The sequence below is a fragment of the Frigoribacterium sp. SL97 genome, from assembly GCF_026625765.1.
Classification (GTDB): Bacteria; Actinomycetota; Actinomycetes; order Actinomycetales; family Microbacteriaceae; genus Frigoribacterium.
The window spans coordinates 2171539-2193855 of sequence record NZ_CP113062.1 but is presented as its reverse complement, the minus strand read 5'-3'; the positions used below and the strand labels follow the sequence as shown (position 1 = coordinate 2193855).

General features: G+C 67.3%; 38 protein-coding genes. 13 read left to right on the top strand and 25 right to left on the bottom strand.

Features of this window, described 5'->3' with window-relative positions:
- Positions 1-7: 7 nt before the first annotated feature.
- Complete coding sequence (locus tag OVA02_RS10555; protein WP_267658256.1) at positions 8-547, bottom strand: hypothetical protein; 540 nt, start codon at positions 545-547, stop codon at positions 8-10.
- A gap of 48 nt (positions 548-595) precedes the next feature.
- Here OVA02_RS10555 and OVA02_RS10550 point away from each other — a divergent pair, with 48 nt between their 5' ends.
- The 4 genes from OVA02_RS10550 to OVA02_RS10535 all read left to right on the top strand — a co-directional run bounded on the left by OVA02_RS10550 (position 596) and on the right by OVA02_RS10535 (position 2850).
- Positions 596-1501 carry a hypothetical protein gene (locus tag OVA02_RS10550; RefSeq protein WP_267658254.1) on the top strand — a complete coding sequence of 302 codons (906 nt, stop codon included), beginning with the start codon at positions 596-598 and terminating at the stop codon, positions 1499-1501.
- 50 nt (positions 1502-1551) lie between these two features.
- Entirely contained in the window at positions 1552-2016 is a 465-nt protein-coding gene (locus OVA02_RS10545; protein ID WP_267658253.1) for a hypothetical protein, read from the top strand.
- Positions 2017-2218: 202 nt separating this feature from the next.
- Positions 2219-2518: a hypothetical protein gene (locus tag OVA02_RS10540; RefSeq protein WP_267658251.1), complete on the top strand. Its 300-nt coding sequence runs from the start codon at positions 2219-2221 to the stop codon at positions 2516-2518.
- Positions 2515-2850 (top strand): hypothetical protein, encoded by a 336-nt coding sequence (locus OVA02_RS10535; RefSeq protein WP_267658250.1) that lies wholly within the window; start codon positions 2515-2517, stop codon positions 2848-2850. Before OVA02_RS10540 ends, OVA02_RS10535 begins: the two co-directional genes overlap by 4 nt.
- Positions 2851-2927: 77 nt before the next feature.
- On the opposite strand, the gene OVA02_RS10530 is transcribed toward OVA02_RS10535, so the two are convergent.
- A complete protein-coding gene (locus OVA02_RS10530) occupies positions 2928-3527 on the bottom strand; it encodes a hypothetical protein (RefSeq protein WP_267658249.1) in 600 nt (199 codons plus the stop codon).
- A 44-nt stretch (positions 3528-3571) separates the two neighbouring features.
- Here OVA02_RS10530 and OVA02_RS10525 point away from each other — a divergent pair, with 44 nt between their 5' ends.
- A complete protein-coding gene (locus OVA02_RS10525) occupies positions 3572-4072 on the top strand; it encodes a hypothetical protein (protein WP_267658248.1) in 501 nt (166 codons plus the stop codon).
- Positions 4073-4307: 235 nt separating this feature from the next.
- On the opposite strand, the gene OVA02_RS10520 is transcribed toward OVA02_RS10525, so the two are convergent.
- The 3 genes from OVA02_RS10520 to OVA02_RS10510 all read right to left on the bottom strand — a co-directional run bounded on the left by OVA02_RS10520 (position 4308) and on the right by OVA02_RS10510 (position 5843).
- Positions 4308-4823 carry a hypothetical protein gene (locus OVA02_RS10520; protein ID WP_267658247.1) on the bottom strand — a complete coding sequence of 172 codons (516 nt, stop codon included), beginning with the start codon at positions 4821-4823 and terminating at the stop codon, positions 4308-4310.
- A 227-nt stretch (positions 4824-5050) separates the two neighbouring features.
- The gene (locus OVA02_RS10515; RefSeq protein ID WP_267658246.1) at positions 5051-5257 is read right to left on the bottom strand and encodes a hypothetical protein; all 207 of its coding nucleotides are present in this window, start codon (positions 5255-5257) and stop codon (positions 5051-5053) included.
- Between the two features lie 58 nt (positions 5258-5315).
- On the bottom strand, positions 5316-5843 hold the full coding sequence (locus OVA02_RS10510; protein WP_267658244.1) for a hypothetical protein: 528 nt from the start codon (positions 5841-5843) through the stop codon (positions 5316-5318).
- 236 nt (positions 5844-6079) lie between these two features.
- Here OVA02_RS10510 and OVA02_RS10505 point away from each other — a divergent pair, with 236 nt between their 5' ends.
- Positions 6080-6586, top strand: a complete 507-nt coding sequence (locus OVA02_RS10505) for a hypothetical protein (protein WP_267658242.1) — start codon at positions 6080-6082, stop codon at positions 6584-6586.
- A 95-nt stretch (positions 6587-6681) separates the two neighbouring features.
- Here the strand turns inward: OVA02_RS10505 and OVA02_RS10500 are convergent, their stop codons facing one another.
- Positions 6682-7119 (bottom strand): hypothetical protein, encoded by a 438-nt coding sequence (locus OVA02_RS10500; protein ID WP_267658240.1) that lies wholly within the window; start codon positions 7117-7119, stop codon positions 6682-6684.
- A 125-nt stretch (positions 7120-7244) separates the two neighbouring features.
- Positions 7245-7604, bottom strand: a complete 360-nt coding sequence (locus OVA02_RS10495) for a hypothetical protein (RefSeq protein WP_267658238.1) — start codon at positions 7602-7604, stop codon at positions 7245-7247.
- 234 nt (positions 7605-7838) lie between these two features.
- Between OVA02_RS10495 and OVA02_RS10490 the strand changes: the two genes are divergently transcribed.
- Entirely contained in the window at positions 7839-7997 is a 159-nt protein-coding gene (locus OVA02_RS10490) for a hypothetical protein (RefSeq protein ID WP_267658236.1), read from the top strand.
- Between the two features lie 5 nt (positions 7998-8002).
- On the opposite strand, the gene OVA02_RS10485 is transcribed toward OVA02_RS10490, so the two are convergent.
- Positions 8003-8203 carry a hypothetical protein gene (locus OVA02_RS10485; protein WP_267658234.1) on the bottom strand — a complete coding sequence of 67 codons (201 nt, stop codon included), beginning with the start codon at positions 8201-8203 and terminating at the stop codon, positions 8003-8005.
- Positions 8204-8686: 483 nt separating this feature from the next.
- Between OVA02_RS10485 and OVA02_RS10480 the strand changes: the two genes are divergently transcribed.
- A complete protein-coding gene (locus OVA02_RS10480; protein ID WP_267658232.1) occupies positions 8687-9253 on the top strand; it encodes a hypothetical protein in 567 nt (188 codons plus the stop codon).
- An 18-nt stretch (positions 9254-9271) separates the two neighbouring features.
- Here OVA02_RS10480 and OVA02_RS10475 read toward each other — a convergent pair whose 3' ends face one another.
- The 13 genes from OVA02_RS10475 to OVA02_RS10415 form a co-directional block, all read right to left on the bottom strand.
- On the bottom strand, positions 9272-9445 hold the full coding sequence (locus OVA02_RS10475; RefSeq protein WP_267658230.1) for a hypothetical protein: 174 nt from the start codon (positions 9443-9445) through the stop codon (positions 9272-9274).
- A gap of 28 nt (positions 9446-9473) precedes the next feature.
- Positions 9474-9674, bottom strand: a complete 201-nt coding sequence (locus OVA02_RS10470) for a hypothetical protein (protein ID WP_056256681.1) — start codon at positions 9672-9674, stop codon at positions 9474-9476.
- 67 nt (positions 9675-9741) lie between these two features.
- Complete coding sequence (locus tag OVA02_RS10465) at positions 9742-10137, bottom strand: hypothetical protein (protein ID WP_192120240.1); 396 nt, start codon at positions 10135-10137, stop codon at positions 9742-9744.
- Between the two features lie 77 nt (positions 10138-10214).
- Positions 10215-10385 (bottom strand): hypothetical protein, encoded by a 171-nt coding sequence (locus tag OVA02_RS10460; protein ID WP_157490010.1) that lies wholly within the window; start codon positions 10383-10385, stop codon positions 10215-10217.
- 74 nt (positions 10386-10459) lie between these two features.
- Positions 10460-10639 carry a hypothetical protein gene (locus OVA02_RS10455; RefSeq protein ID WP_267658227.1) on the bottom strand — a complete coding sequence of 60 codons (180 nt, stop codon included), beginning with the start codon at positions 10637-10639 and terminating at the stop codon, positions 10460-10462.
- 76 nt (positions 10640-10715) lie between these two features.
- Positions 10716-11402 carry a hypothetical protein gene (locus tag OVA02_RS10450; RefSeq protein WP_267658226.1) on the bottom strand — a complete coding sequence of 229 codons (687 nt, stop codon included), beginning with the start codon at positions 11400-11402 and terminating at the stop codon, positions 10716-10718.
- A 36-nt stretch (positions 11403-11438) separates the two neighbouring features.
- Positions 11439-11618, bottom strand: a complete 180-nt coding sequence (locus OVA02_RS10445) for a hypothetical protein (protein ID WP_267658225.1) — start codon at positions 11616-11618, stop codon at positions 11439-11441.
- A 74-nt stretch (positions 11619-11692) separates the two neighbouring features.
- Positions 11693-12196: a hypothetical protein gene (locus tag OVA02_RS10440; RefSeq protein WP_267658224.1), complete on the bottom strand. Its 504-nt coding sequence runs from the start codon at positions 12194-12196 to the stop codon at positions 11693-11695.
- 51 nt (positions 12197-12247) lie between these two features.
- A complete protein-coding gene (locus OVA02_RS10435) occupies positions 12248-12565 on the bottom strand; it encodes a hypothetical protein (RefSeq protein ID WP_267658222.1) in 318 nt (105 codons plus the stop codon).
- Positions 12566-12599: 34 nt separating this feature from the next.
- Positions 12600-12779, bottom strand: a complete 180-nt coding sequence (locus OVA02_RS10430; RefSeq protein WP_267658220.1) for a hypothetical protein — start codon at positions 12777-12779, stop codon at positions 12600-12602.
- Between the two features lie 269 nt (positions 12780-13048).
- Positions 13049-13915, bottom strand: coding sequence for an SDR family oxidoreductase (locus tag OVA02_RS10425; RefSeq protein ID WP_267658218.1), 867 nt, complete (start codon positions 13913-13915; stop codon positions 13049-13051).
- A 128-nt stretch (positions 13916-14043) separates the two neighbouring features.
- On the bottom strand, positions 14044-14220 hold the full coding sequence (locus OVA02_RS10420; protein WP_267658217.1) for a hypothetical protein: 177 nt from the start codon (positions 14218-14220) through the stop codon (positions 14044-14046).
- A gap of 159 nt (positions 14221-14379) precedes the next feature.
- Complete coding sequence (locus OVA02_RS10415) at positions 14380-14658, bottom strand: hypothetical protein (RefSeq protein ID WP_267658216.1); 279 nt, start codon at positions 14656-14658, stop codon at positions 14380-14382.
- Positions 14659-14786: 128 nt separating this feature from the next.
- Between OVA02_RS10415 and OVA02_RS10410 the strand changes: the two genes are divergently transcribed.
- From OVA02_RS10410 to OVA02_RS10395, 4 genes are all read left to right on the top strand, one after another.
- Positions 14787-16148, top strand: a complete 1362-nt coding sequence (locus OVA02_RS10410) for a NucA/NucB deoxyribonuclease domain-containing protein (RefSeq protein ID WP_267658215.1) — start codon at positions 14787-14789, stop codon at positions 16146-16148.
- Positions 16148-16705: a hypothetical protein gene (locus OVA02_RS10405; protein WP_267658214.1), complete on the top strand. Its 558-nt coding sequence runs from the start codon at positions 16148-16150 to the stop codon at positions 16703-16705. The genes OVA02_RS10410 and OVA02_RS10405 overlap by 1 nt, the downstream gene beginning before the upstream one ends.
- A gap of 86 nt (positions 16706-16791) precedes the next feature.
- Complete coding sequence (locus OVA02_RS10400) at positions 16792-17529, top strand: hypothetical protein (RefSeq protein ID WP_267658212.1); 738 nt, start codon at positions 16792-16794, stop codon at positions 17527-17529.
- Positions 17530-17716: 187 nt separating this feature from the next.
- Positions 17717-18421, top strand: a complete 705-nt coding sequence (locus OVA02_RS10395) for a hypothetical protein (RefSeq protein ID WP_267658211.1) — start codon at positions 17717-17719, stop codon at positions 18419-18421.
- A gap of 159 nt (positions 18422-18580) precedes the next feature.
- On the opposite strand, the gene OVA02_RS10390 is transcribed toward OVA02_RS10395, so the two are convergent.
- The 3 genes from OVA02_RS10390 to OVA02_RS10380 form a co-directional block, all read right to left on the bottom strand.
- The gene (locus OVA02_RS10390) at positions 18581-18955 is read right to left on the bottom strand and encodes a type II toxin-antitoxin system death-on-curing family toxin (protein WP_267658210.1); all 375 of its coding nucleotides are present in this window, start codon (positions 18953-18955) and stop codon (positions 18581-18583) included.
- Positions 18952-19503 (bottom strand): Panacea domain-containing protein, encoded by a 552-nt coding sequence (locus tag OVA02_RS10385; protein WP_267658208.1) that lies wholly within the window; start codon positions 19501-19503, stop codon positions 18952-18954. The genes OVA02_RS10390 and OVA02_RS10385 overlap by 4 nt, the downstream gene beginning before the upstream one ends.
- A gap of 81 nt (positions 19504-19584) precedes the next feature.
- A complete protein-coding gene (locus tag OVA02_RS10380) occupies positions 19585-20880 on the bottom strand; it encodes a zinc-ribbon domain-containing protein (RefSeq protein ID WP_267658206.1) in 1296 nt (431 codons plus the stop codon).
- 166 nt (positions 20881-21046) lie between these two features.
- On the opposite strand from OVA02_RS10380, the gene OVA02_RS10375 reads away from it, so the two are divergent.
- Positions 21047-21532: a hypothetical protein gene (locus OVA02_RS10375; protein WP_267658205.1), complete on the top strand. Its 486-nt coding sequence runs from the start codon at positions 21047-21049 to the stop codon at positions 21530-21532.
- 60 nt (positions 21533-21592) lie between these two features.
- On the opposite strand, the gene OVA02_RS10370 is transcribed toward OVA02_RS10375, so the two are convergent.
- Complete coding sequence (locus OVA02_RS10370; protein WP_267658203.1) at positions 21593-22273, bottom strand: hypothetical protein; 681 nt, start codon at positions 22271-22273, stop codon at positions 21593-21595.
- Positions 22274-22317: the final 44 nt, after the last annotated feature.

The window sequence follows — 22317 nt, the reverse complement described above, 5'->3', positions numbered from 1 at the left end:
GCGGCGCCTAGACGGTCACGAGGTGGATGCCGGAGACGTGCTTGTCCATGTATCGGATGGCGCGGGGACCGGTGCCTTCGACCTTCGTCAGGCAGAAGACGCAGCGGAGTGCCTTCGTCCTCGGCAGGAGGCCGGGGACTGTCCGGCAGGTCTTGAGGGGCGCCGTCGTCCACGACAGCTCGTCGAGGTTGGCGCGGACTGCGCCGCCCTGCCCCCAGTCGACGAGGACGCCGCGGTCGTCTTCGCTGAGCCTGCTGTGCTCGACGACGATGCCCGCGGAACCGACTGACGCGCCGTGTCGCTGGAGCAGGTACGTGTCCCGCTTCGCGAGCACTACACGGGTGCCGACACGTGGCCGGGTCGGTGCCTCGCCGCGCAGGATGCGCACCTTTTTCTGGTCGCCGAGCGCGATCGCCAGCTGCGCCTCGAGGTCAAGGGCACGCTGCTCGGCGGCAGCCAGCGATGACAGAAGAGCGTCGACGGAAGCGCCACGGATGGCGTCGGCGGCACCGACGGTGAAGACAGGCGGGAGCTCGGGGCTGGTCATGGCCGACTCATGCGCGGCGGCGCCGGCAGGTCATGGGAAGCTCGGGCTGTGACCGATGACGACACCCGGCGGCTGACCGACGAGCAAGTCCTCCCCAGGCTGACCTGGCTGCTCGGACTCATCGACGAGCTCACCGCCCGCTACCAGGCACGGCCACTGACAACGTTCGGCCGCCCAGGTAGCGACATCGCCGCTGACGACGAAGCCCTCGGCGCCCTCTCTCCGAGCTACCGCATCGGCAACTGCTTCATGATCGCGCTCGACCAGCTCCACATCGTCCGCGTCCTCTTGCAGCCAGACCCGCAAGGGCCCATCGTCGTGCCGTTCATCGGCCCGTACCCGAACACCCGCGCGGCACTCGAGGCGGCATCCCTGGCGGTCTACCTGCTAGACCCCGACCCAGTCGTGCGGCGGGAGAGAGCCCTCACCGCTGCCTGGGACGGCGTGCTGCAGAACGAACGGACCATCAAGGCGATGTGCGCTCTCACCGACGACGACGACAAGGCAGCTCGGAGCAGGAAGACGAAGGAGCAGGCAGGTGGGATGCTCCAGATCAAGCAGACCAAACGTGACATCCGCCTCATCGGCGCTTTCGCCAACATCAATAACTCCGCGTACACCAAGGCGCTGCCGGGCTTCCGGACGATCGTGCACAAAGCAGCACACGGGATGTCGTTCTCGGGCGACGACGCCCGATTCGTCTGGGGGCAGATGAGCGGCATGGCGCACCCGTCGTTCGAGCGGAACTCCAACCTCGCACCTCAGGTTTCGACAGGCGCCGACGGCCAGGACTACACGCACGAACCCCGGGCTCAACTGGTGTTCCTACAAGCCACCATCGACATGGCCATCACCGTTCTCACGAAGGCCCTCGAACTCGCCTCTCAACGTGGGAACGACTTGACCATCCGCTTCGTCATGCTGAAAGACACCCCCGACCCACCGAACATCTGACAGCGCGACCGCCGCGCATGGAACAGGCACAGCCACCGAAGGAGCCCATCGTGCCCACGTTCAAGATCGAGTCGTCGTTCCGCCAGAGCGAAACGACGAGCGCGTTCTACGTCGCCGCAGAGACAGCCGACGCCGCTGGGGCCGCCTACCTCGCATCCCTCAACGACGGCTGGCGAGAGGACTACGCCGTCGTGTCCGTCGTCGAGCTCGATCCGCAGAAGACCGAAGGTGTCGTCCTAGTGCCCCTGCCGGCGTTCCTCGGCACGCGTGACACCGCCCAGCGTCACCTCGACATCGTTGGTGTCCCCGCCGACGTCACCCGCCGACGCATCGTCATCGACACGACAGACGTGCGCGCCTTCGCCTGGTCACCGTGCGACGAGCTGATCGCCGAGCTCGACCGCCGCGGCGCCACCGGTGTCGAGGTCCGAGGTGCGGGCCCGTACGTCCAGGATCGCTTCCGATTCGTCGTCGACCGCCGACGCCTGGACGAGGGCTTCGTCACCTACGCCTAGGCGGAGAACTTCCAAGTCGATCAGCCCTGGGCTTAAATCTTCGGTTCATAACCCCTGGGCTTCACAGGAGACTTTTGACTTCGGGCCCTAAGTCAGAAAGTGGCCCGCCCGTCTTCTGACTTCCGACAGGCAGCACGGCTGCCGCGCATGACCTCCCTGACCGCCGGCACCCCGGCTCACCATCGACACCAACGAGGAACCCATGCAGCTGTTCGTCGCCCTCACCGCAGGGCTCGAGAACGACGCCACCGTCCAGGTGTGCGACACCCGCGAGTCAGCGCTCGCCTGGCTCGCTGCGAAGATCCCCACCACCGAGTGGGAGTCGTTCTACGACCGCCTCGAGGCCGACGACCGTGCCGCGCTCGACAGGGACCCCACGAAGATGACGCCGGCCGACCTCCTCACCGCGTGGGTGGGCGAGCCCGACGAGCACGGGAACTGGTCCGCCGACATGGAGACCTACGAGATCCACGAGCAGACCATCTGGAAGGCCGCAGCATGAGCACCCACCCGCCCCGCGTCGAGCGGTACAAGCCCACCGACGCCGAGCGCCGCGCCGCCTACGAGGCAGGGCTCGACAACGACACGATCGACAACGGCACGACCGGTCCCTTCGACTACTGGGAGTCCGACCACACTGGCCTCGTCCACGTCCTCTGGAACGCGAAGCACGCAGGGCTCACGCTCAAGGAGGACGCCGACAAGATCGGCTCCCTCATCCTGCGGTCCCGCTGGCTCGCGGCGCACATCGCGCAGGCTGTCGAAGCCGCCGAGAAGACCCGGCTCGACGCCGAGGAGCAGGCGAAGCTCGAAGTCACCGGTTCGGTCAACTGACCGTTCGACGAGCCGGTCGACGGCAGCAGAACGCCCCCTTGTGCACGTCTCGGCCGTGAGCAAGGGGGGTCGTCGTGCTACTTGGCGGCGTGCTCCCGCCAGCCGTCACCGTTCACGGTCAGCTCCGGGTAGATGGCGAGGATGGCGCCGCGGTCGAGCTCGTACAGCTCCTGCGCCTCCTCGAGCCGCTGCGCGTCGGGCAGCGTGCTGCCGAACTCCTCCTGCCGGGCGGCGTAAGCCGGAGCGAGCTCGTCGCGGCGCTCGTCGTCGAGCGGGGTAAGGAAGCCGCGCTCGGCGAGCATGTCGAACATGCGCCCACCGTGCGCGTCACGGTCCACGGCGTCGTCGTCGATGTCGCGGACGACGGTTGCCCGGCTGACCGTCCACGGGCCGCCCGGGACCGAGTGCACCGGCGCGCGGAGCAGGGCCGACTTGAGGTACAGCTCGTCGGTGTGACCACCGTGCAGGAACTCGGTCGGGCGAAGGCTGTCGAACGGACGCCACACGTCCGTGTCGGGGCGATCTCCGCGGCGGATGCGGCTGCGCCGGCGCCGGTCCTCCTCGGCCGTCAGCGCGAGCGCGTCGGGGGCGAGGCCCACCTCCGGGAGGCCCTGTGGCTTGTCGGTGAACTGGCCGGTGGATGCACGCGGGTGCTCGGTCTCGTCGAAGGAGGTCATGTCGTTCTACGTGTGCGGCCGGGCTGCCGTCCTACGCTCGAGCGGTGACCACGCCGCACCCATCCGACTCCGCCGAACAGCGGGACCTCGAGACCACCATCCTGCCCACCCTCGGCGCCCAGCTCGGCGCGGAGCTCGCACCCGAGACCATCGACCTCGGAGACGGCGTGCGAGTCGCTCTCGACGGCATCTCCGCTGACCGGTCCGTCATCGTCGAGGTCTACGGCCACGTCGGAGAGCTCAAGGGCGCGCAGGGCACGAAGCTGACGAGGGACGCGTTCAAGCTCGTCTTCGTCGGCGGTCGGCTTGGCGCCACCACCCTCGTGCTCGCCGTCGTCGACCAGCCCGCCTATCGCTACCTCACCACTGCGAAGACCTGGGCGGCCGCCGCCCTCCGCGACTTCGGGGTAACCGTGACGCTCATCGAGCTCGACGGCGCCGACCACGCTCGAATCCTTGCCGTGCAGCAGAGGCAGGCGGCGGGGATGAGGGGTAGCGGGTCGGGTGACGAGCAGGGTGGCGAGCCGGCCGGATCGACAAACTGAGGATTGATCCGGTACCGTTTGAGCACTCCAAGAGGCCCGGCGCGGGGACGGGACCCGACTGCGTCCGACCGCCGCTGAACACCCGCAGCAGCCGGACCCTCGTTTCACCTCGGCCCGAACCGAGACTGGGGGAGTTGCGGGCGCCGGCCCTCACCTGGCCGGCGCCCGTCTCTGCCACGAGGTCGATGCGGCACGTATTCGTGCCACAGCGGCGGCCGCCTGGCACGATTCGGTGTCAGCGAGCCCGCTGCTCGTCTGCCTCCGCCGGGAGGGAGAACCTGTCCAGGTCGGGCTCCGATGACATAGTGCTGATGGTGAGGCCGACCGCTGTGAGGGAATCGCGGACGGCGTCTCGGACGTCGTCATCGGTAGCGGCGACGGTCACGTACTGCTCGAGGTAGGGCGTCTCAACGTCGCTGTCCACTTCGGTGAGCACCCCCTCTCGGACGTGCTCCTCGATGATCAGGGAGGGAGTGTCGATGCCGTCGCTTTCGAGCCAGTACGAGACGAGGGCGGCACTGATGCGGCCGGGGGAGGCAGCCTCAGGACGGTCGGGCCCGAGGAGTCCCTTCTCGTCACCGAAGGCGATGAGGGTGCCATGGACTCGTCCAGCAAGCTCGACTCCGGTGTCCGAGCCGACAGCAAGCTGGAACTGCCCATCCTCGATGATGTCGGTCACGGTCTGACGGGCAAGCCCGAGCTCAGCGGCGACGTCGTCGATGGTGAGGCCAGCGATGAGTCGTCCCTGCACAGCACAGCCTGCGCCCGAGCGAGGGCTGCGACGTGCTCGAGGATAACGGCCGACCGGACGAGCCACGCGGATGTCTCGGGGTTCGCCGTGTGGCCGATCCACGACGTGCCCAGTGGACCGATGTCACGGTGGAAGCGGTTCTGGCGAAGCTGCTCAGCGCTGAGGGGCGCACGTTCGATGTCGGTCACAGCCTCGACCCTGTCGGCGGCGGCCGACAGCTCAGATGCCTATGTCGGCCCCGGCAGCGCGAGGATGGCGTCCGCCTTCTGCTCCGCCTCGTCGGCCCAGAACTCCTGCCCCACCGTGATTCGCGGCCGCGCCGCACCCTTCAACTTCTGGGCAGCCCGAACCGCCGGGTAGCCCGGGTAGATGACCGCAGCGACGGCTTCACGGTGCTCGAGGCGGGCCTTCTCGGCAGGGGCCGGTCGGGTCATGGCGGTCCTCACGGGGTCGGGCAGCTGGCCGGGCACCACCATCATGCGCGGCGCCGGCCTAGCGAGCCCCGAGGAGTTCCAGCCCAGTTCGCCACCGCTCGAGCACCGCGAGGCCAGCGACCGCAGCCTCAGCGTCGGTGGCGTCCCTGCTGGTCGTCACTACCGGGGCAGCACCAGTGAGGACCGACCGGAGTGCGTAGGTCTGGCGGAGCCCGGCCTCGTCGACGACGGTTCGGGTCGGGGTCTCACGGACGTGCCCCTCGAACTGCAGCCAGCTGACGTCGACCTTGATGAGCGCCCGGAGCTGATCGTCGGTGTGGTGGCTGTAGAAGGCGACCACGGCCTCGACGGCGACCGTCTCATCGAGCGTCAGGACCGTCACGACGTCGGTGGCGATGGACTGGTCGGCTGTGATGGTGCCCTCGTCAGCGTCGACGATGAGGTCGGGGAGGAACAGCGGCCGGCCGGTCAACCCCAGGCACCAGGCCTGCGACAGGTAGAGCAGGGCCGAGATGCGGGCCGCTGAGGCGTCGGGGGTTGCTGCTTGCAGGGCCCGGGTCACGGGCGCGAGTGTGGAAACGGTCATGGGCGGGGCTCCTCCGCGGCTCTTAGATCGCTGGGAGCTCCCGAGCGGCAGATGGACCATGCGCGGCGCCGAGGCGGGAGACAGGCGCTGAGCGGCCGCGCCGAAAGCGTCTGCCTGGCTAGGCTTGGTGTCGGGGGTGTCCGGTGCGACGAGGGTCTTGGTTTGGCGCGGCCGTGGTTCTGACAGGAGCCATGGCCGTCAGTGGGTGTGCTTCGACAGCTGAGCCGACTGCCCGCTTGAGCACGACAGCCTCCGCGCCGTGCGTTGATGCACCCGAGCTGGTCGCTGGTGTGGACACGCTTCTTGCGGCACGCGACAGCGGCGGGATCAGTGGTGTCTACGGCGAGGTCGGCACTGGCTCGAACAACCTCATGGACAAAGCAGAGCGCACCGACATCGCAGCGATGCACAACCCCAGAGGCGATGGAGTGCTCCTGTCGATCGTCTATGGCGGCGACAAGGTCTTCGCCCGCAGCACCGCAAGCCGTGCTGCCTGGCTCGTCCTGAATGACACCGTCTACCCCGTCGACACTCAGGCATCCCAGGCGTTCGGCCTTCTCTGGGCCGGCTACCCACCCGAGGTGAAGCAGGCGGCGGGCATCGGGACGAACTACTTCTCGCTCGACGATGCGTTCGGCATCTCCGATTTCGTGTCCTACAACGCGGACAGTCTGGACGAGCACGAGCTCTTCGTCGTCGAAGCCAACGAGCTATGTGAGCGTCCGACGAACTGGGGCTCGTAGTCCGTTCGCTCTATGCGGATTTCGAGATGACCGCCGCTTATGCGGTTTTCCGAGGGTCCGGGTCGCTACCCGGGTCGCCACCCGTTCCGTCGAGCTCACTCCACCTGCTCGTACGCCTTCACTCGCGGGGCGCCACCGAACGACGTCCAGTGGTCGCGCAGCGCCCAGTCACTCTCGCCGACCACGATGTCGTAAGGGCCCGGACGTGAGCTGATGCTGCGCGCCACGTCGACGTAGTCGCTTCCGCCGAAGCCTCGGATGACGAGCGACCCGCAATCCTTCGTCTCGATGATGACCGACTTGAAGGAACCGCCACGTCGGAGGCCACCGTCTGAGACTGCCCCGCGGGCGCTCTCGACGGTGCAGGTGAGGGTGACGACGTGCGACTCGTCGTAGGCCCACTTGGCAAACGGGATGGCGAAGAAGAGGACACCGCAGATGGGCAGCGCGATGAGGGTGACGATCGCCGTGATGCGCCCCGCCAGCCGCTGCCGGGACGTGAGGATTCTCGGCTTGTACTGGGGCGGTTCCACTCCGGTCTGGCGCTCTCGCTCGAGTCTTGCTCGGCGTTCACTGCGCCGCCGTCTGGTCGGCGAAGTGGTGTCACTCGTTCGGCGTCTCGGCACGGTGCTCCTGGGCGGTGAGGGTCGTGGGCAGCTTAGGACGCTGCTGCGTCGACGTTGTCCTGCACCGGTCCGGCGGTCGTCATGCTGGTGACGTGCTCGAGATAGTCGACGATCGACTCCCGGTACTCCTGAGGGAGGCGCCCCGTCGCTCCCTCACCGGTGTCGAGACCGCCGGCGTTGAACCAGTGCTCCGCGAAGGCGGCGTGGTCGAAGAACATCATGCGGGTCGACCAGCGCGGCTCGTCGTCGAGCAGGTCGCCGATGAGCTCGTGGACGTGGACCTGCCAGATGGGGGATCCCGGACGGACCTCGTAAATGTTCACCTCGAGCTGGTCCCACGGGATGGACGGCGCGTTCGTGACGGAGACGGTCGGGACGGCGAGGTCGGGCATGGGGGAGTCATGCGCGGCGGCAGCGGCGCAGCAGCCGCGCATGGGTCCTCCATGACGCAGATGAGGACCTCCGCAGCCAGCCGACATGGTTCCGGCACGTCGGGCCTGTCGGCCGTCGACACTTTCGCTGCCCAGCACTACGTCCGGTCGACGCTCGCGCAGCCTCCCGTCCCGCACTCCTTCTCGGCACGGCGAACCCCTACCCTGGCGGGCGCACACGGACACCCGCGCGACATGAGCGACCGACCGGCCCGATGCCTGCAGAAGGTGGTGACGCAGCTCCTCGAACAGCTCGAGCTCGAACACCAGCCCCGCCTGGACAGCCTCGTCCGACAGGCATCAATGATGGAGGAGATCCGTCGTGAGCTCGGCCTCACACCGAGCATCCTTTGACGGCCTCAGCGACGCTCTGACATCTGCCGGATGTACGTCACCGCCAGATAGGCGCTGATGAGCCCACCGGCCAGCGTGAACCACGTCGGCACACGCGACGGATCACCGATCAGCAGGACTGCTGAGGCGACGACCACCGCCGCTGCCCCGACCAGCAGGACCCAGAGCGCTGGCTTCGAACGGTTGCTGCCACCAGGTTCAGACATGGCCCCACCCTGTCAGGATGGCGCGCCGGGTCGTTGAGCTGGCGACCGAGAGGGAGGTCCAGCCCGCCCCTGCGACGGTCACGAGTCGCCAGCCGGCGGTGCTGGTCGCGGGTGCCGAATCGTCACCACCGTCCCGATGATGCACACCGCTGATGCGACGACGAGAGCAGCCAGGAGCAGAAAGCCGCCCACGGAAGTGCCCCCGGAGTGCACGACACGGATTAGCGCGGGGACCGCGCAGGACAGCCAGAGAACGGCGGCAAGACCCCAGCCGACGGATGAGCCGCGGAGCGTCGGCCACTGCAGCCGAAGCCGGCCCTGGTCACGCGATGTCTTCTCGTCCATGGTCACCCCTTCGTGCTCGTTGGCCCTTCCAACGTACGTCGAGGCGAGGCGGCTCTCAAGGGCCTGGGGTCGCCCTCGCAGCGTTCTCTCCGCCTCCTGGGCGATGCCGAAGAGATCTTGGAGCGACAGGCTGTGGGCATGGCTCTCGTGTCTCTTCCTCCGCTCGGTTCTCGACATGGGGTGGTGGCATCCCACCTCGTCGCGGCCCTGGTCCTCGTGGGGTCTGTCACGTCTGCCTACTTCGGCGCTGCTGTCGCATCGCCTCTGCGCAACGTGCTCTTAAGTTCAGATGTTGAGGGAGTCCGAGACCAGCTCCTGCTCTTCGCCGTGCTCACGTGCTTCGTCGGTGCGCTCGTGGCCGTGCTGGTGAGGGCTAGGTTTCCTGGCGATCGGCGCCGTGTCTGTGCCCTCTGGGGTCCGATCGGCGCGCTGGTGGCCGTCGGTCTCCTGACGGTCGTCCTCGGCGGACTTCTCGTCGTGTTGCAGCCCGTCTCGCAGGGCCTGCAGACACCCCTTCAGGCAGCTGCTGCGGCGGTATTCCTCTGGGTGCCGCTGGCCTCCTTCGCGACTTTCCTCCTCGGCCTGAGCTGGGCACTCATCGACCGACGAGCATCAGCGTCAAGCCTGACCAGTCTCGTCGTCCTTGCCGCTGGCACTGCGGCTCCCGGAGCAGCTGCGATCGCCCTTGTGTCCCTGTTGATCTGACCTGTCGCGTGTGAACAGCTACGGGGAGGCCATGTACGCGAGGAGGACTGCCCCAAAGAGGATCGGCACGAGAGACAGCAGGGCAATGACCACGCCGCCGGCCACGCTCGCGGCGCGCTTGTCCCTGGCTAGCCAGATGCCTCCGACAACGCCGAGGGCGCCGAGGATGATGCAAGTCCACGAGAACACCATGGGGATCCTTTCCAGCCGGCGGCGCCGGTCACGTGATGGAGATGCCCGGCGCCACCGTCACCAGCAGCACGACAGCACCGAGTAGAAGCGGCACCAGCGACCCCGCGACGATGACCGCACCGGCGGTGACGCTGAACTTCGGGCTGACGACCTCGCGGTTCCGGATGAGGAAGATGCCACCGGCGAGGCCGAGGAGCCCGATGGCCAGGCAGACGACGCCGAAGGTCATGCTGCAGATCCTCTCGAGGTGGTGGGGACGAGGCCGTGCGGCTGGGGAGCGGCACAGTTATCGAGCATCAGGCTGTACCGAACCATCGCACGCTGTCGATGAGGCCGACGATGGTGTCGACCGCGGTGAGCGTCGCGTAGGCGGCCGCAGCCACGGGCAGCGCCGGCCAGGCACGCCTCTCGACCGCGAGGACAACACCGCTTCCGAGGACGGCGGCGGCGCCGAGGACACCGACGCCGATGAGACCCGCCACGGTGCCCCACGACTCCTCGCCGTCGTTCGAGTTCGGGTCCCCAATCCACCAGCCGAGCTTGCCTCCGGCTGTGTGCAGGCCAATGCCGAGGATGTCGCGAGGCAATCCGCCCAGGAACCACGCGACGATGAAGACCGCCACGATGACGCTCGCGGCCACGGTGATGCGCAGCCAAGGGCGTGCGGGTCCTTCTCGACGTCCGCTGGTCATAGGTCCATCATCTCGGGCGGAAGCTGCGCGGACATCAGCACTGGGTAGGACGCCGAGCGGTGAGGGTGGCGAGCCGGCTACGAGCTCGCCCAGGCGAAGAAGGCTGCGCCGATGAGCAGCATCGCCAAGCACACGACCGCGGAGACGAGCCCCAGCACGATGCTGCCGGCCTTGAGGTCGCGCATGTGCCTGATGCTGACGACGATGCCGACGAACGCCAGGACCATCATGACGACGGAGATGCCCACGAGCTGATCCTGACATGGTTCGTGGCCCTCGCAGGAGAGGGCCGGGCCGTTGGGAGATGCGGCTGGCGAGCCGGCTACGCCCCGGGGGCTCGTGGGAGGTTGAAGGACACAGCGATGAACGCGACCGCTGCAGCCAGCGAGACGGCGATCGCAAGGACGCTCACGGCACGAGAGCTTCGGCGCCCGAGCAACGAACAGCCGGCGGAGAACGAGACGAGGTAGACCGCAGCGAGGGCGGACAGCCAGATCAGCATGGGCGGGGCCTCTCGAGGGGTGGCGGGGTGGAGGTGGACGGTTCGGGGAGCGGTGCGGGTGGCGAGCCGGGATCTGTCACCACTCCATGGCGTCCCACTTCGCTTTCTCCTCGAGGTGGTGCAGGATCTCGGCGTAGGCGGTGCGCGAGATGTTGGACTCGTGCTCCAGGGCACGCTCGAGGCGGTCCCTTCGGACCACCCCGTCTGTCAGAGTTGCGCCCAATCGCCACCACGCGCGCACTTCATCGTCGGCGTACGCGAAGCCGTTGGCGAGGGTCTCCAGGAAGGACACTTCCACCTCGTTCAGACCCTCGGAGACGCGGAAGGGGAGGTCGTCTCGGTGCGTCAGGACGGCGCCGGGGATGTCCTCAACCGTGGCTGACGGGACTGCGATGTGGAGTCGGCACTTGGGGTCCGAGGCGTCAAAGTAGCCGAGCTCGTAGTCATGGAACTTGCCGTCCACGTAGGGGCGAGTGATACCGAGGTTGACGGCAGCCTCGAACCCCGTGAAGCCCACGCCCGGCTTGCCGTAGAGGACCTGGGCGACCTCCATCGGTCCCAGGAGACGCATGCCGTCCTTGAGCTTCCTGCCCCGGTAGTACTGCCCAGGGCGGAAAGGCACGAGGTCGCCGGTGTCACACAGCTCTTCGAGCTGCGCCTCAGCCACGTCAGCAGGCAGCCGCTTCGAGAAGTCGGCCGCCGCCCACACTCGCTGCCGCCGTACACGCTTGTCGATGCGGTCCCGCATCTCGATCAGGTTCATGTGACAGCCATGCGCGGCACACTCGGTGCCCTCCGGCTACGCGCCCAGGGCCCCGGACATGAGCAGCGCCTTCACCATCAGCAGCGGCATCAGCGTGAACGCGAGCACGATGAGGCCGACGCCGGCCGGCACAGAGCGTCGATCCGTGACCAGGCAGAGGCCGCAGAACAGGACCACGACGAAGACCTGCGCGACGAGGATGACCAGCGGTGACACGAGGAGGTCCGTTCGAGAAGGGTGGGGGATAGGGGGCCGGATCGGCGGGCGGGACGGGTGGCGAGGCGGACGCCCTAGACGTCGACGGCCCGGCGCATGCGGATGTCTTCGAAGTCGTTCCTGCGGCCGGCCTTCACCATGTGAGTCCAGGTGGCGACAGATGCGCCGACCAGCTCGATGCCATCAGCGCGCCTGTCCAGCACCTGCAACACGACCTCGTCGCAGAAGGCATCGCTACCAGCTGTCATGGGCGCGCAGTAGATCACCGCACGAAGGCCAGACAGGTCCGATCCCCACCCCAGCGCCATGTCGACTGCGGCCTCGCGGGTGGCCGCCATCGCGGGGAGGGCCACGGACTTCGGGACTCGATGAGGCGCTTGTCGCTCACCCTCGGCCTGGCGCTGCGTCTGCCGGTCCTGGTCATCCTGGCGCCGGGCCCAGAGGAACGCCCGGCCGACGGCGTGGGCACGCGTGAAGCCGAGGAACGACCGCTCGACCTCGCTACCGCGGAGGACGTGCGCCGCCGGGTAGGGGAGTGGTCCGCTGAACGGCAGGACGGTGCGAGGGATGCGGGTCATGAGGAGGTCATGCGCGGCACAGGCACGGCGGACGGCTGGGGGCGGCGGCCGCTACTGCGCCGACGGGCCGGCCTGCAGATCGATCGACCACTCCGACTCGGCGCACACCTTGCGCACGGCCTCGAGCAGCGACGCAGGGGCCTCGGCGAGGCCGCCTGTCGTCGTACCGAACAGCACATCGGCGAGGCTGCAGAGGTAGTGCCCGTGAGGGGTCTCGGCGTTGAGGAAGAAGCTCCCCTTCTCCACCTGCGCGCCGTGCGATCGCTCGACGGCGCCCGGGGTCATCTCCACGGCCCAGACGCAGGGGCTGGTGGCGAGACGCCAGATGAAGAGCTGGGCCTCGGAGGGAGTTCTGCTGGGTTCGGTCATGGGCAGGCAATGCGCGGCAGGAGGAGCGGGGCGGCTACGCGCTAACGCCAGCGGCCTCGAGGTTGATCAGCAGGAGGGCGCCGCCAGCGATGCCCGAAGCCAGGCCCAAGACCATCGTGAAGATCGGCAACGTCCTGCGGCCGTGCAGCAAGCTGACCAGAGTGGTCACGCACAGGCAGAACCCGAAGCCCATCAAGATGTACGGCACGAGCATGGTGGGGGCCTTCCGAAGCAGGATCGAGGGTGGCGAGCAGCGAACACGTCATCGACGACGTCGCAGGAACGCGCTCCCGAAGGCGCAGCCGCACGCCACGGGCACGACGACTAGCCAGAAGAGCAGCGGGTCCACGCGGGAGTCATGCGCGGCATGGGGAGCGGGGCGGTGGGCGAGGCGTGGCGACGGCCCCCTCCGGGCACCGCGGACTCAGCTCAATTGGTTCGCTCGAACGTGCCGTTCGCGAGGCAGGTGGGGTTGGAAGGCAGTCAAAGCCCAAACCCGCCGTCTGTCGTGAGCACCTGTCCAACCATCCAGCTTCCCTGCGGTGTGGCCAGCCACCCGATCAGTTCCGCCGGATCCTGGGGAACTCCCACCCGACCGAAGGGTGTGGTCGCGATGTACTGGTCGATTTCCTCGAGCGAGCGGTCTGTGGTTTCGGGGTCCATGTACCCGGTGTTGACGGGCCCGGGGTTGATCGTGTTGAGCACGATTCCGAGCTCCAGCAGTTCGGACGCCACGGTGGCCGTCACGCCGGCAAGGGCGGCCTTGCTGGCGGCGTAGGCGACCTCTCCCTGCATGGCGCCGTGAATCTGGCCAGACGTCATCCAGAACACGTGGCCCTGCGCCTCCGAGTAGGGCTTGGTTCCGACGATTCGGTCGCCGGGCCGGCGTGGCATGTCGCTCCGTGGCGCACGGAGCTGGGCGAACTCGGTGGTGAGGAGGAGGGTGGAGCGAGTGTTGACGTCGTAGAACGTACTGAGCCGTTCGGCAGTCATGTCGAGGATGCTGCCGTCATCTCCACTCTTCGCGTGGTTGCAGACGAGGATGTCGAGCTTTCCGGCGATCGCAGCGGCGGTGGCGATGAGGGTCGGGATCGCGGAGGGGTCGGACAGATCCGCGGGGACATCAGCGAACTGCGCGCCTTCGGTCAGATGGGCCCGCACCTCGGCCCGCAGCGCATCGAGGTCGTCCCCTCCCCAGGGAAGGTCGAGGTCGTGGGGACGGTGGTGGTGGATGACGACGTTCGCGCCAAGCGAAGCGAGCTTCAGGGCGACAGCGAAGCCGATGCCGCGGCGCCGCGAGACGCCCGTGACGAGAGCAGTTTTACCGTGCAGAGGCAGGAAGATGGACATGGTGAACTTTTCGATCGCGCCCGCGGCGGGCGCATGGGAGGGAGTCGAAGAAGGTTCAGCAGCACTGCATGGGCTACACCGTAGTCAGACCTAGGTCTGCGAGCAAGGCTGGCAGGCGTGGCGAGACGTCAGGCGGGGACGCCCGGAAACATCATCAGTGCGATGCCCAGCGCGGCCGCCACGGCGCCGAGGACCACGATCACGATGCCTGGGACAGCGCTGCCGCCGTCACGCCGCCAGATGATGAGCGCGCCGCCGACGACGCCGACAAGCCCCAGGACGAGGAGCGCGATCGCGAACAGCATGAGAGGCCTTCCGGTCGATGACGGCAGCGTAGGAGAGCGGGGCGGTGGGCGAGGCGTCAGGCGGCGGCGGCCGCCGGCAACGACCACCGACGCCTCGGACCCCATCAGCAGAACTGGTGGGGCCCGAGGCGGTTCGCGTTGCGGGTGACGAGTCGGAGGTCAGTCCTTCACGGCGTAGTACTGGGGGTCGAGGGCGAGCACGACGTCATCGTCCGTGCCCGTGACGTCCTTCAGGATGACGTGGCGGCCGAGGCCGACCGGCCCGTTGTCGTCGTTGCTCCACCAGATGTCGAGGACGCGGAAGCGACGGTTGCCGAGGCCCTTCACGTAGACGCCCTCTCCGACCTTCGCGGGCACGTGGTAGTACTCGTCCTGGCCGATGTGCTCACCGTCGAGCCAGTAGTTGTTGGTCCAGGGCTGGGCGTCTTCGATTCTCATTCCGCAAGGCTACGAGGCCTGGCAGAGAACAGCAGGCTGCCGGGCCACGATGAGCGACTGAGGCGCCCATCGTCCAGGGCAGGTCGCAGGTCCCCCTTTTTGCTGACGCTCGGAATGGGGGAAGCACCGTGCACGGGAAGCTCGCCAATGTGGGGCTCATGAAGACAACTTGGGGAAGTGTCAGAACTACCGTCGCGGCCACGGCCGCCACCGCTCTCGCAGCGGGCTTCATACTGGCCGGCGCTGGCGCCGCACAAGCTGCGGGGCCTTACGACGCGGTGACTTCGTCGTCACTCAGGAACTTCGCCTCGGCCGTCGAGTACGTGGCCATGTTCGGTTCCGGGAACTACGACGACACCGAGGCTGCCGACCTCTCTGACTGGGGATGGTCCGAAGGGGGCAACCCGAACACTGAGGTCGAGATGTGGGTCGAGGGCTCCGGTGGGTCGTGGAAGGCCACCGCTCGGGACGTCCGCGGCGGCGCGGAGTACTCCTACTCCTCGAACAGTGTCTTCAACGGTGGCTCGGCCGCTTCCGTGCACGTGTCGGCGCAACAGCCCACAGATCCAGTTGGCCCCGCAGGACTCACCGTCCACCACCTCTCCGACGGCGTCGACGCAGAAGCCCTCGCAGCAGCTCTGGCTGGTGTCGCGCCGAGCGCCATCTGCGACGGGCTGCTGTTCGTCAAGGGGACCCACCAGTCGGGCAGCTCGGTCTCGGACCAGTACCTGGCCTGCTCTCAGACTGCGCGAGTGACCGGTGCCACAGCTCGGTCCGTTCTGCTCGCAGTCCGTTCGGCAGGTGGCGACGCCGCCCTCTCAGCCGTCGGGCTCTACTACGTCGGCGCCGGGACAGCTCCGGCCGCCGCCCCCGCTTGGACCCAGCAGGTGAACCCCGCACCGCCGTCGGGGCCGACCCTGCCGAGTCGGCTTCCTGACTTCTGGCGCGTCGGCGCCGTGGCGTCGGCCCTGCTGAGCACGAACCCTGCTCTCAGCCCGAGCTATGCAGAGACAGTGGCCACGCAGTGCCTGGCCCGCATGGCAGCTGCTGGACTCGACGCGTACTCCGACTGCAAGAGCGACCGCATGTTCGTTGTCGGCCAGGACGGAACGACCGACGAGGCGACGGACCATGACGCCGACGCCATCACGTCCTACCCCGCCTGGGTTCAGCTCGACTACCGGCCCGCGGCCGAGAACACCTCGCCGCGAGGGTGGTACGCCTCGCAGCCCGAGTGCTCGTCCATCACGGGGCAGCAGTGCGACGAGTTCCCGTTCTTCGCGTCCGCACAGGGTGGCAGGGACGCCAGCCCCCGGCCGAGCTTGAGAATGATCAACGCGGCCCACAACCAGCAGGAGGGCTACAACTACAACTCCTTCCTCGCAACATGCGGGCTCTACGCTGCACCTGCCAACGACCGGCAGTACCTGGTCGTTCCGATGCCCTCCGGTTCGGGCGTGCCGACCCTCAACATCTGCAACGGGAACTAGTGACGACAGCCTCAATTCAGGATGAACTGGACGCCTACGCCAAGAGCGTGGCGTTCAGCTCACCCGCAACCCTGCAGCGGCTTCGTCCAGGTCTCAACGACGTCGACATCGACCAATTCGAGACCGCTCACGACATCGTCATCCCCGCCAGCGCCCGTGAGATCTGGAAGTGGCGCGACGGCGAAGAAGAGGCGCGCCCTCGGACCTTTGTCGCGAGTGGCCGCTTCATGCCTCTTGGAGAAGGCATCGCGGCCGGCACGAACTTGCTCGCCTCGAGACGAGTCGCTCACACCGACCCAAGGCCCGGTGCAACCTGGATACAACTGGTGGCTGGAATGGGGCCAGGGCTTTGCGTCGAGATTCAAGGACCGGCCTGCTCGGTTGTGCTCGCGGACCCAGCGTCTCCCGTAACTGACTTCCCCGTCGTTCCAATCGCCGAGCTCGTGCGGCTGTGGACGTGGGCCTTGCGCAACGGTGCCTGGGCACTCAGCGCCGAGGGGGCCTGGTCATGGGACTTCGACAGGTACCCGCCGCTCCCGCAAGGGCATCTTCTCTGACCCTTGGGCGCGGAGAGCGGCGGGGCGGCGGGTGAAGCATCGGGCTCACTGTCAGATCAGCTCCTAGGAAACGTAGGCTCACCGACATGACGGACCGTCCGAGGCCCACGGCGGACTCTCTTCTCGCCTTTATCGGCGAGCAACACAGGAGGCTCGAGCGCGGACCATTCGAAGTGGCCCCCGATCGTGCTCGCGAGTTCGGTCTCATCTACGGCCCCTGCGCCCAGGCGATTCGTTACGCGGCGGCCTACGCCACCCTTCGTCCAGTCGGCTTCGGCCGCGAGGGCGTCACAGTGGCTAGGCAAGCTCTAGAGCATGCGGTGACAGCCCATTGGGCACACGCCATGCCTGACGGCCTGGACAGGCTCGAGGGTGAGTACAAGAAGTCGATCCGGACGTTCTCCCGCGAGCTTGCCGCTTACGCAGGCAATGACGGGCTCGTGCAGGCGATAGACGCGGCCGCAGCCTCGCTGGGGCCTGTCACACCACCTCTCCCTCGCATCACGGACAGATTTCTCGACCTGGGTGCGGACTCCCTTGCCTTCGTCTACCGGCAGCAGAGCCAGCTAGTCCACGTAACCTCGAGTTCGGCGAGCGGCTACATCACCTGGGTCGAAGACGGGCCACACGACATCAGAGTCGACGCGGTCGACCACTACGAGCAGAACACTCTCTACATCGCAGCAACGGGCGCCATGCTCGGCGCATGGCTGATCGAGCAGCTCATCTCCGACAGCGGCAACGGCGTCGCACGACTGGAAGAGCAAGCCGACTATCTGCAGCTCGTCTACGCCCTAGAGCCGAAGCGAGCCGCCGACGCGTGACCTGTCGACGGCAGACGTCGACGCGAACGAGAAGGCACGGGGAGCGGGGCGGTGGGCTCGACGGCCGCCGGACAAGCACGGCTCTCCTTCTCCACCCGCCGCGCATGGCCAGGTCGAATACCGCTGCTGCTTCGAGCGCGCCGGTGTGTAGGCGGGCGCTAGGCTCCCAACGAGCGGGGAGGGCTCCATGAAACGCACAGCTATTGGCCTGCTCGCGACGACCGCCGTTCTGGTGCTCACCGGATGTGCGACGGGCGCCGTAGACCCCTCGAAGGGCGACCGGGCACGACCGGAAGCGCGCGAGCTCGCCGACGCCGCACTGGCGTGGCCTGGCTCCGACACCGCGCCCCTCATCACCCTCTCTCGCGGAGACTCATGCACCTCCGCTGTGCCTTCTGACTGGTTCGTAGAGGCCAGCGGCACCCGATGCTCGCAGGTCGGCCGGGCCGCCTACGCGCTCCCCGAAGCCGCGACAGCCGAGATGGCACTCGAGCAGGCAGCCGCGGCCCTACGAGACTCCAACATCTCACCCGTTGACCCCTTTGACGCAGCCCTAGACCCGGGCGCCCTCGCAGACCCCGCGCTTGGCCTCACGACGACGAACCCGGCCTCAAAGGCGTACGGCACCGACGAGACAGCCATCACACTCGCCACCGTTGACAGGTTTCTCGACCGGGTAGTGTCCGAGCCTTACGACGTGATCGTCTCGTCCACTACCGGCCTTGAAGGCGACGACCTGGCCCGGGCAACTCGAGCCACGGGGACCACATACGTGCTTGAGATCCAGTACAGCCGCGAGTACTACAACAGCGAGGATCGCGCCGTGAACCGAGAACCGCGCAGCGGCTCATCGCCCTGCTTCGGCACAAGCGGCGACTGCCCCGGCGGGTAGAGAGACGTCGACGGAGGGCCTTGGGGCTACCTCCGGGCTGCCCTGGCTGCGCGCCAGGGCTCGGGCCGGCTCGCCTCCCGGCACGCTCACCGTGGCGCTCGACACTGAGGTCGAACCGCGATGGGCGTGAGGTGAAGGCGCGGGGCGGTGGACGAGGCGTCAGGCAGGTACTGCATGTTCGAAAAGCCATAGCGCGATCTCAGGTACGTCCCCGGCCGCTCCGCTGCCCACATCTCTCATGAACGCGAACATCTCTTGCTGAGACAGCCGCAGCGCAAATCCGTTGGCAGCGAGGAACACCACCGCCGAGGTCCACGCTGTCCGCTTGTTGCCGTCCGCGAAGGCCTGAGCTCTGTCGATGCCGTGCAGAAGAGCAGCCGCCTGCGCCCACAGAGTCGGGTGCGCGAACACACCGCCGAACTCAGCTTGTGGGCGCATGACGGCTGCCTCGAGACGACCTCTGTCGCGGAGCGGCGCATCGCTGTGCTCGTCGTGGAAGGCGATTACCTGCTCGACGGAGAGAAACGCGGTCACGCGTCAGCGAGCAGCGCCAGCCCCTCAGCCCAGTCAGACGAAGCTCGCCGGCCGAGACGGTGCGCGTCCACATCGGAGACCTGGCTCACCCTGCCGCGACGGACAGGCCCGTCCGCCGACATGATCGCCTGACGCGTGTAGAACGTGCGGATCGCGTCCCGTGGGACCTTGACGTGAGACGGGGCGTCCGGGGCGCGACCAGCACGCGCGTCCAGCCAGGGGGTGTGCTCATGCGTCAGGTCCACGAGGTCCGTGTAGCTCAACTGGCCGTAGAAGTCGACGACCGACGTCACGATGTCCGCCTCGTCAGCCGACAGGTTGGACGGCTCGTGAAGGCGGGCAGCTTCGTACTTTTGGACGCGGTAGACCGCCGGCGCAACAGGCCCGTCAGGCCACGCTTCGAAGTCATCGGCGAAGAGAGGCTTGCCGGTCCATGCCAGTGCCCACGCCTGGGAGAAGTAGACGAGCTTCTGCAGCTTCTTCGTGTCGTAGAGGGGCAGCTTGAGGGCACCGGTGATGAAGGCAGCCACGTCGACGGCGTTCGTCATGATGTACCTCCTGCTCTCGTGCTGGTGTGATTGTGGCAACAGCGTACGACACTGGGCTGTTCCGGGGCGCGGGACGAGGCGTCAGGCGGCGGCCGGCACGAGCCGACGGTTCAGCTCGGCCATGACGGTGTCGACGGTGGCAGTGATGCGCTCTGGCCGGTAGAAGTCGTACCCGGAGCGCGCGTCGGCGCTGTGCGCGACCTGGACAAGACGCTCATCACGGATGTCTAGGGGCCCGAGGTCTCCCTCGCGGATTCGCACCACCAGGAAGCCAGCCTTGAGAAGCGCTTGGCTCTTGTCCATGTCTCGAGACACGGCCTCTTTCCGGTGGTGGTAGAAGGAGCCGTCGTACTCGAAGACGATGTTTCGTCCGTCGTCTGCGCCGACGAAATCAACGCGTGAAAACCTGTTGTTCCTCCATCGAACAGGAAGTCGAACGTTGGCCTGCGTGGCGAGGCCTTTGTTCCGAAACGCCTCGAAGAAGAGGGCCTCGAGCTTCGACGTGCCGGCTAAGGAGCAGTTCGGGCAGTTGCTGCCTCCGTCGCGAGTGCGCCCCGAGACCGGACAGTCCCACTCGTGGCCCTGCCTGCACTGCCACCAACGCATGAACGACGAACCGGCGTAGGTCTTCTCGGGTGTGTGCGGCGCATTTCGGGTGGGATGCCACTCGGCGGCAATTCGTGGGTGCAGAGTCTGGAGGTCGTTGAAGCCTGAGAGCACAACCTGGCCATGGCAGTAGATGCAGCCAGTTCCGTACCGCGTCCGGCTATCGGTCGAAGCTGGCCATTCATGGCCGCACGGGCCGAGCCACCAGTACTTCATGTTCGACGCAGGTCGCACACGGTGGGGACTCGTCGCGTTCTTCGTTGGATGCCACTCGCGGGCCAGCTCGGGGTGCAGCGTGGCGAAGTCGTTGAAGCCGGGCCATGCCTGCTGGCCTAGACAGAAGGGGCATCCGGAGCCCAGGAGGGCTCGCTGAGTTACTGGCGCAGGCCACTCGTGACCTAGTGAGCAGACCCACCATGCGTCAAGAGTGGAGCCAGGCCGAATAGTGTCCGGCGACACCTCGTTCCTAGTCGGATGCCACTCCTTCGCGATCTCCGGGTACAAGAAGGCGAAGTCGTTGAATCCTGGCCACGCCTTTCGGTCGAGGCAGTACGGGCAACCGGGCCCCTTGATGAGGCACCGGTTCCGCGGACTTGTCCTCCACCCATGCCCTAGCTCACAGCGCCAGTGGAATGACGTGTCGCTCGTGGAGAGTCGCACGCGAGCAGGATCGACTCCCTCGTTGAGCTCGGCGTCCCACTCGCTTCGGATGTACTCAGGCGCGGTGGCAACCGTCTTCGTGCCCGCGCGAACCGACCGGTTGTACTCCATGCAAGCCCCATGCGCGGCACCGGTGCGACCTGCCGCGCATGGCTCCTCCATGTCACGATCGCGCGCATCGCACACACCCCGGATCTGGGGTGGAACGACCGTCCTGCGCGCGCCCAGCCGACCCATAAGCTCGAGGGAGCACCGACCGAAAAACCAGGGAGCCACCATGCGCCGCGTCCGACTGCCACTGACCCTTGCCGCCGCCGGCGCCACCCTGGCCCTCCTGGCTGGCTGCTCGAGCGCCTCGGCCATCGAGCCGTTCGCCTCAAGCAACGGCATCGAGTACCAGGTTGAGCAGGTCGGCGACGTGGTCCACCGCGACGCCGGTGCCGGCACGGACGAGAAGGACCTCTGCTTCTACGGCATCACCGCCAAGAACGCCTCCGATGAGGACCTGCAGGTTGCCGACGCCACGAACGGATCGTTTGGTTCCGTCACGCCCGACTCGCTCAGCGACCTCTACTCGAACTCGGCCGACGGTCAGGAGTACGAAGGCTGGCGTGTTCCGGATGACTCGTTCGAGCTCGAAGACCTGAAGAAGGGTGACTCCGTGAAGTGGGTTACGAACGCGGAGTGCGGCGACGTCGAGGATGGCGAGACGATCCCGGTGACGCTTGGCGGTCGTGAAGTGGCACTTTCAGTCACGCGATAGCGGACAGACAAGCAGCGGGCACCCTGTCTCAGGGCACCCGCTGCGCATGTCGGTGCTGGGCTACTCGGCGACCGGCTGCTGCATCCGACGGAGCTCGAGGCGGAGGTCTTCGAGCTTCTCCGCCGCAGTCGTCTCGGGGTCCTGGAAGTACTCGCGGAGCTCCTCGAGGCGGTAGTCGGTGTAGACCCGGCCCACGGTCGTCTCGCTGTCGTTGACACGCATCGTCGACTCCCAGATGACCGTCTGAGCTTCCTCCGGCAGGCTCCCGCTGAAGTACCAGAGCTGCCCAGCTCGAGCGATCGCTCGGACGTCGTTAGGACGGATGCGCATGTGGCGCTGGCTCGCCCACTCCGCGAAGTGGGCTTCCCACTCGCTGTCACGCTGCTCGAGGACGCGCCGGACAGCAGTCTCGCTGCCGCCGTTCAGGACCTTGTAGTGGGCGCTGTTGAAGTGTGCCGTCCACTGCGACGAGTCCAGCGAGGCCTCGTGACGGATGAGCTCGGCGTAGCCGGTCGTCACGTTGCCCAGGACGCCGTCGCTGATCTCGACCCTCGACCAGAAGTCGAGGTAGGACCTCAGGCCTCCGTCACCGTCCGTGCTCTCCCACCGCTCGGGCGGGTAGAGGAAGCTTCCTTCGGAGGAGAAGCGCAGTTCCACTTCGGCGGGCCTTCCGTACTCGCGGGCGATGAATCGACCGGAGGTGGTGTCGTGGGCGTTGCCCAGGGCGTCTGTCGTGGTCATCCTAGGGTCCTCGTCGTGGTCATGCTTCGTACGTGTGCGGCGGG

Excerpts from the sequence above, each read along its gene's own strand:
- OVA02_RS10395 (WP_267658211.1), top strand. The coding sequence starts at position 17,717 with ATGAAACGCACAGCTATTGGCCTGCTCGCGACGACCGCCGTTCTGGTG.
- OVA02_RS10475 (WP_267658230.1), bottom strand. The coding sequence starts at position 9,445 with ATGGTGTTCTCGTGGACTTGCATCATCCTCGGCGCCCTCGGCGTTGTC.
- OVA02_RS10485 (WP_267658234.1), bottom strand. The coding sequence starts at position 8,203 with ATGTCTGAACCTGGTGGCAGCAACCGTTCGAAGCCAGCGCTCTGGGTC.
- OVA02_RS10420 (WP_267658217.1), bottom strand. The coding sequence starts at position 14,220 with ATGCTGTTCGCGATCGCGCTCCTCGTCCTGGGGCTTGTCGGCGTCGTC.
- OVA02_RS10510 (WP_267658244.1), bottom strand. The coding sequence starts at position 5,843 with ATGACCGTTTCCACACTCGCGCCCGTGACCCGGGCCCTGCAAGCAGCA.
- OVA02_RS10530 (WP_267658249.1), bottom strand. The coding sequence starts at position 3,527 with ATGACCTCCTTCGACGAGACCGAGCACCCGCGTGCATCCACCGGCCAG.
- OVA02_RS10535 (WP_267658250.1), top strand. The coding sequence starts at position 2,515 with ATGAGCACCCACCCGCCCCGCGTCGAGCGGTACAAGCCCACCGACGCC.
- OVA02_RS10370 (WP_267658203.1), bottom strand. The coding sequence starts at position 22,273 with ATGACCACGACAGACGCCCTGGGCAACGCCCACGACACCACCTCCGGT.
- OVA02_RS10540 (WP_267658251.1), top strand. The coding sequence starts at position 2,219 with ATGCAGCTGTTCGTCGCCCTCACCGCAGGGCTCGAGAACGACGCCACC.
- OVA02_RS10400 (WP_267658212.1), top strand. The coding sequence starts at position 16,792 with ATGACGGACCGTCCGAGGCCCACGGCGGACTCTCTTCTCGCCTTTATC.
- OVA02_RS10425 (WP_267658218.1), bottom strand. The coding sequence starts at position 13,915 with ATGTCCATCTTCCTGCCTCTGCACGGTAAAACTGCTCTCGTCACGGGC.
- OVA02_RS10470 (WP_056256681.1), bottom strand. The coding sequence starts at position 9,674 with ATGACCTTCGGCGTCGTCTGCCTGGCCATCGGGCTCCTCGGCCTCGCC.
- OVA02_RS10465 (WP_192120240.1), bottom strand. The coding sequence starts at position 10,137 with ATGACCAGCGGACGTCGAGAAGGACCCGCACGCCCTTGGCTGCGCATC.
- OVA02_RS10440 (WP_267658224.1), bottom strand. The coding sequence starts at position 12,196 with ATGACCCGCATCCCTCGCACCGTCCTGCCGTTCAGCGGACCACTCCCC.
- OVA02_RS10495 (WP_267658238.1), bottom strand. The coding sequence starts at position 7,604 with ATGCCCGACCTCGCCGTCCCGACCGTCTCCGTCACGAACGCGCCGTCC.
- OVA02_RS10385 (WP_267658208.1), bottom strand. The coding sequence starts at position 19,503 with ATGACGAACGCCGTCGACGTGGCTGCCTTCATCACCGGTGCCCTCAAG.
- OVA02_RS10515 (WP_267658246.1), bottom strand. The coding sequence starts at position 5,257 with ATGACCCGACCGGCCCCTGCCGAGAAGGCCCGCCTCGAGCACCGTGAA.
- OVA02_RS10555 (WP_267658256.1), bottom strand. The coding sequence starts at position 547 with ATGACCAGCCCCGAGCTCCCGCCTGTCTTCACCGTCGGTGCCGCCGAC.
- OVA02_RS10380 (WP_267658206.1), bottom strand. The coding sequence starts at position 20,880 with ATGGAGTACAACCGGTCGGTTCGCGCGGGCACGAAGACGGTTGCCACC.
- OVA02_RS10375 (WP_267658205.1), top strand. The coding sequence starts at position 21,047 with ATGCGCCGCGTCCGACTGCCACTGACCCTTGCCGCCGCCGGCGCCACC.
- OVA02_RS10450 (WP_267658226.1), bottom strand. The coding sequence starts at position 11,402 with ATGAACCTGATCGAGATGCGGGACCGCATCGACAAGCGTGTACGGCGG.
- OVA02_RS10455 (WP_267658227.1), bottom strand. The coding sequence starts at position 10,639 with ATGCTGATCTGGCTGTCCGCCCTCGCTGCGGTCTACCTCGTCTCGTTC.
- OVA02_RS10415 (WP_267658216.1), bottom strand. The coding sequence starts at position 14,658 with ATGAGAATCGAAGACGCCCAGCCCTGGACCAACAACTACTGGCTCGAC.
- OVA02_RS10480 (WP_267658232.1), top strand. The coding sequence starts at position 8,687 with ATGGCTCTCGTGTCTCTTCCTCCGCTCGGTTCTCGACATGGGGTGGTG.
- OVA02_RS10430 (WP_267658220.1), bottom strand. The coding sequence starts at position 12,779 with ATGCTCGTGCCGTACATCTTGATGGGCTTCGGGTTCTGCCTGTGCGTG.
- OVA02_RS10435 (WP_267658222.1), bottom strand. The coding sequence starts at position 12,565 with ATGACCGAACCCAGCAGAACTCCCTCCGAGGCCCAGCTCTTCATCTGG.
- OVA02_RS10490 (WP_267658236.1), top strand. The coding sequence starts at position 7,839 with ATGAGCGACCGACCGGCCCGATGCCTGCAGAAGGTGGTGACGCAGCTC.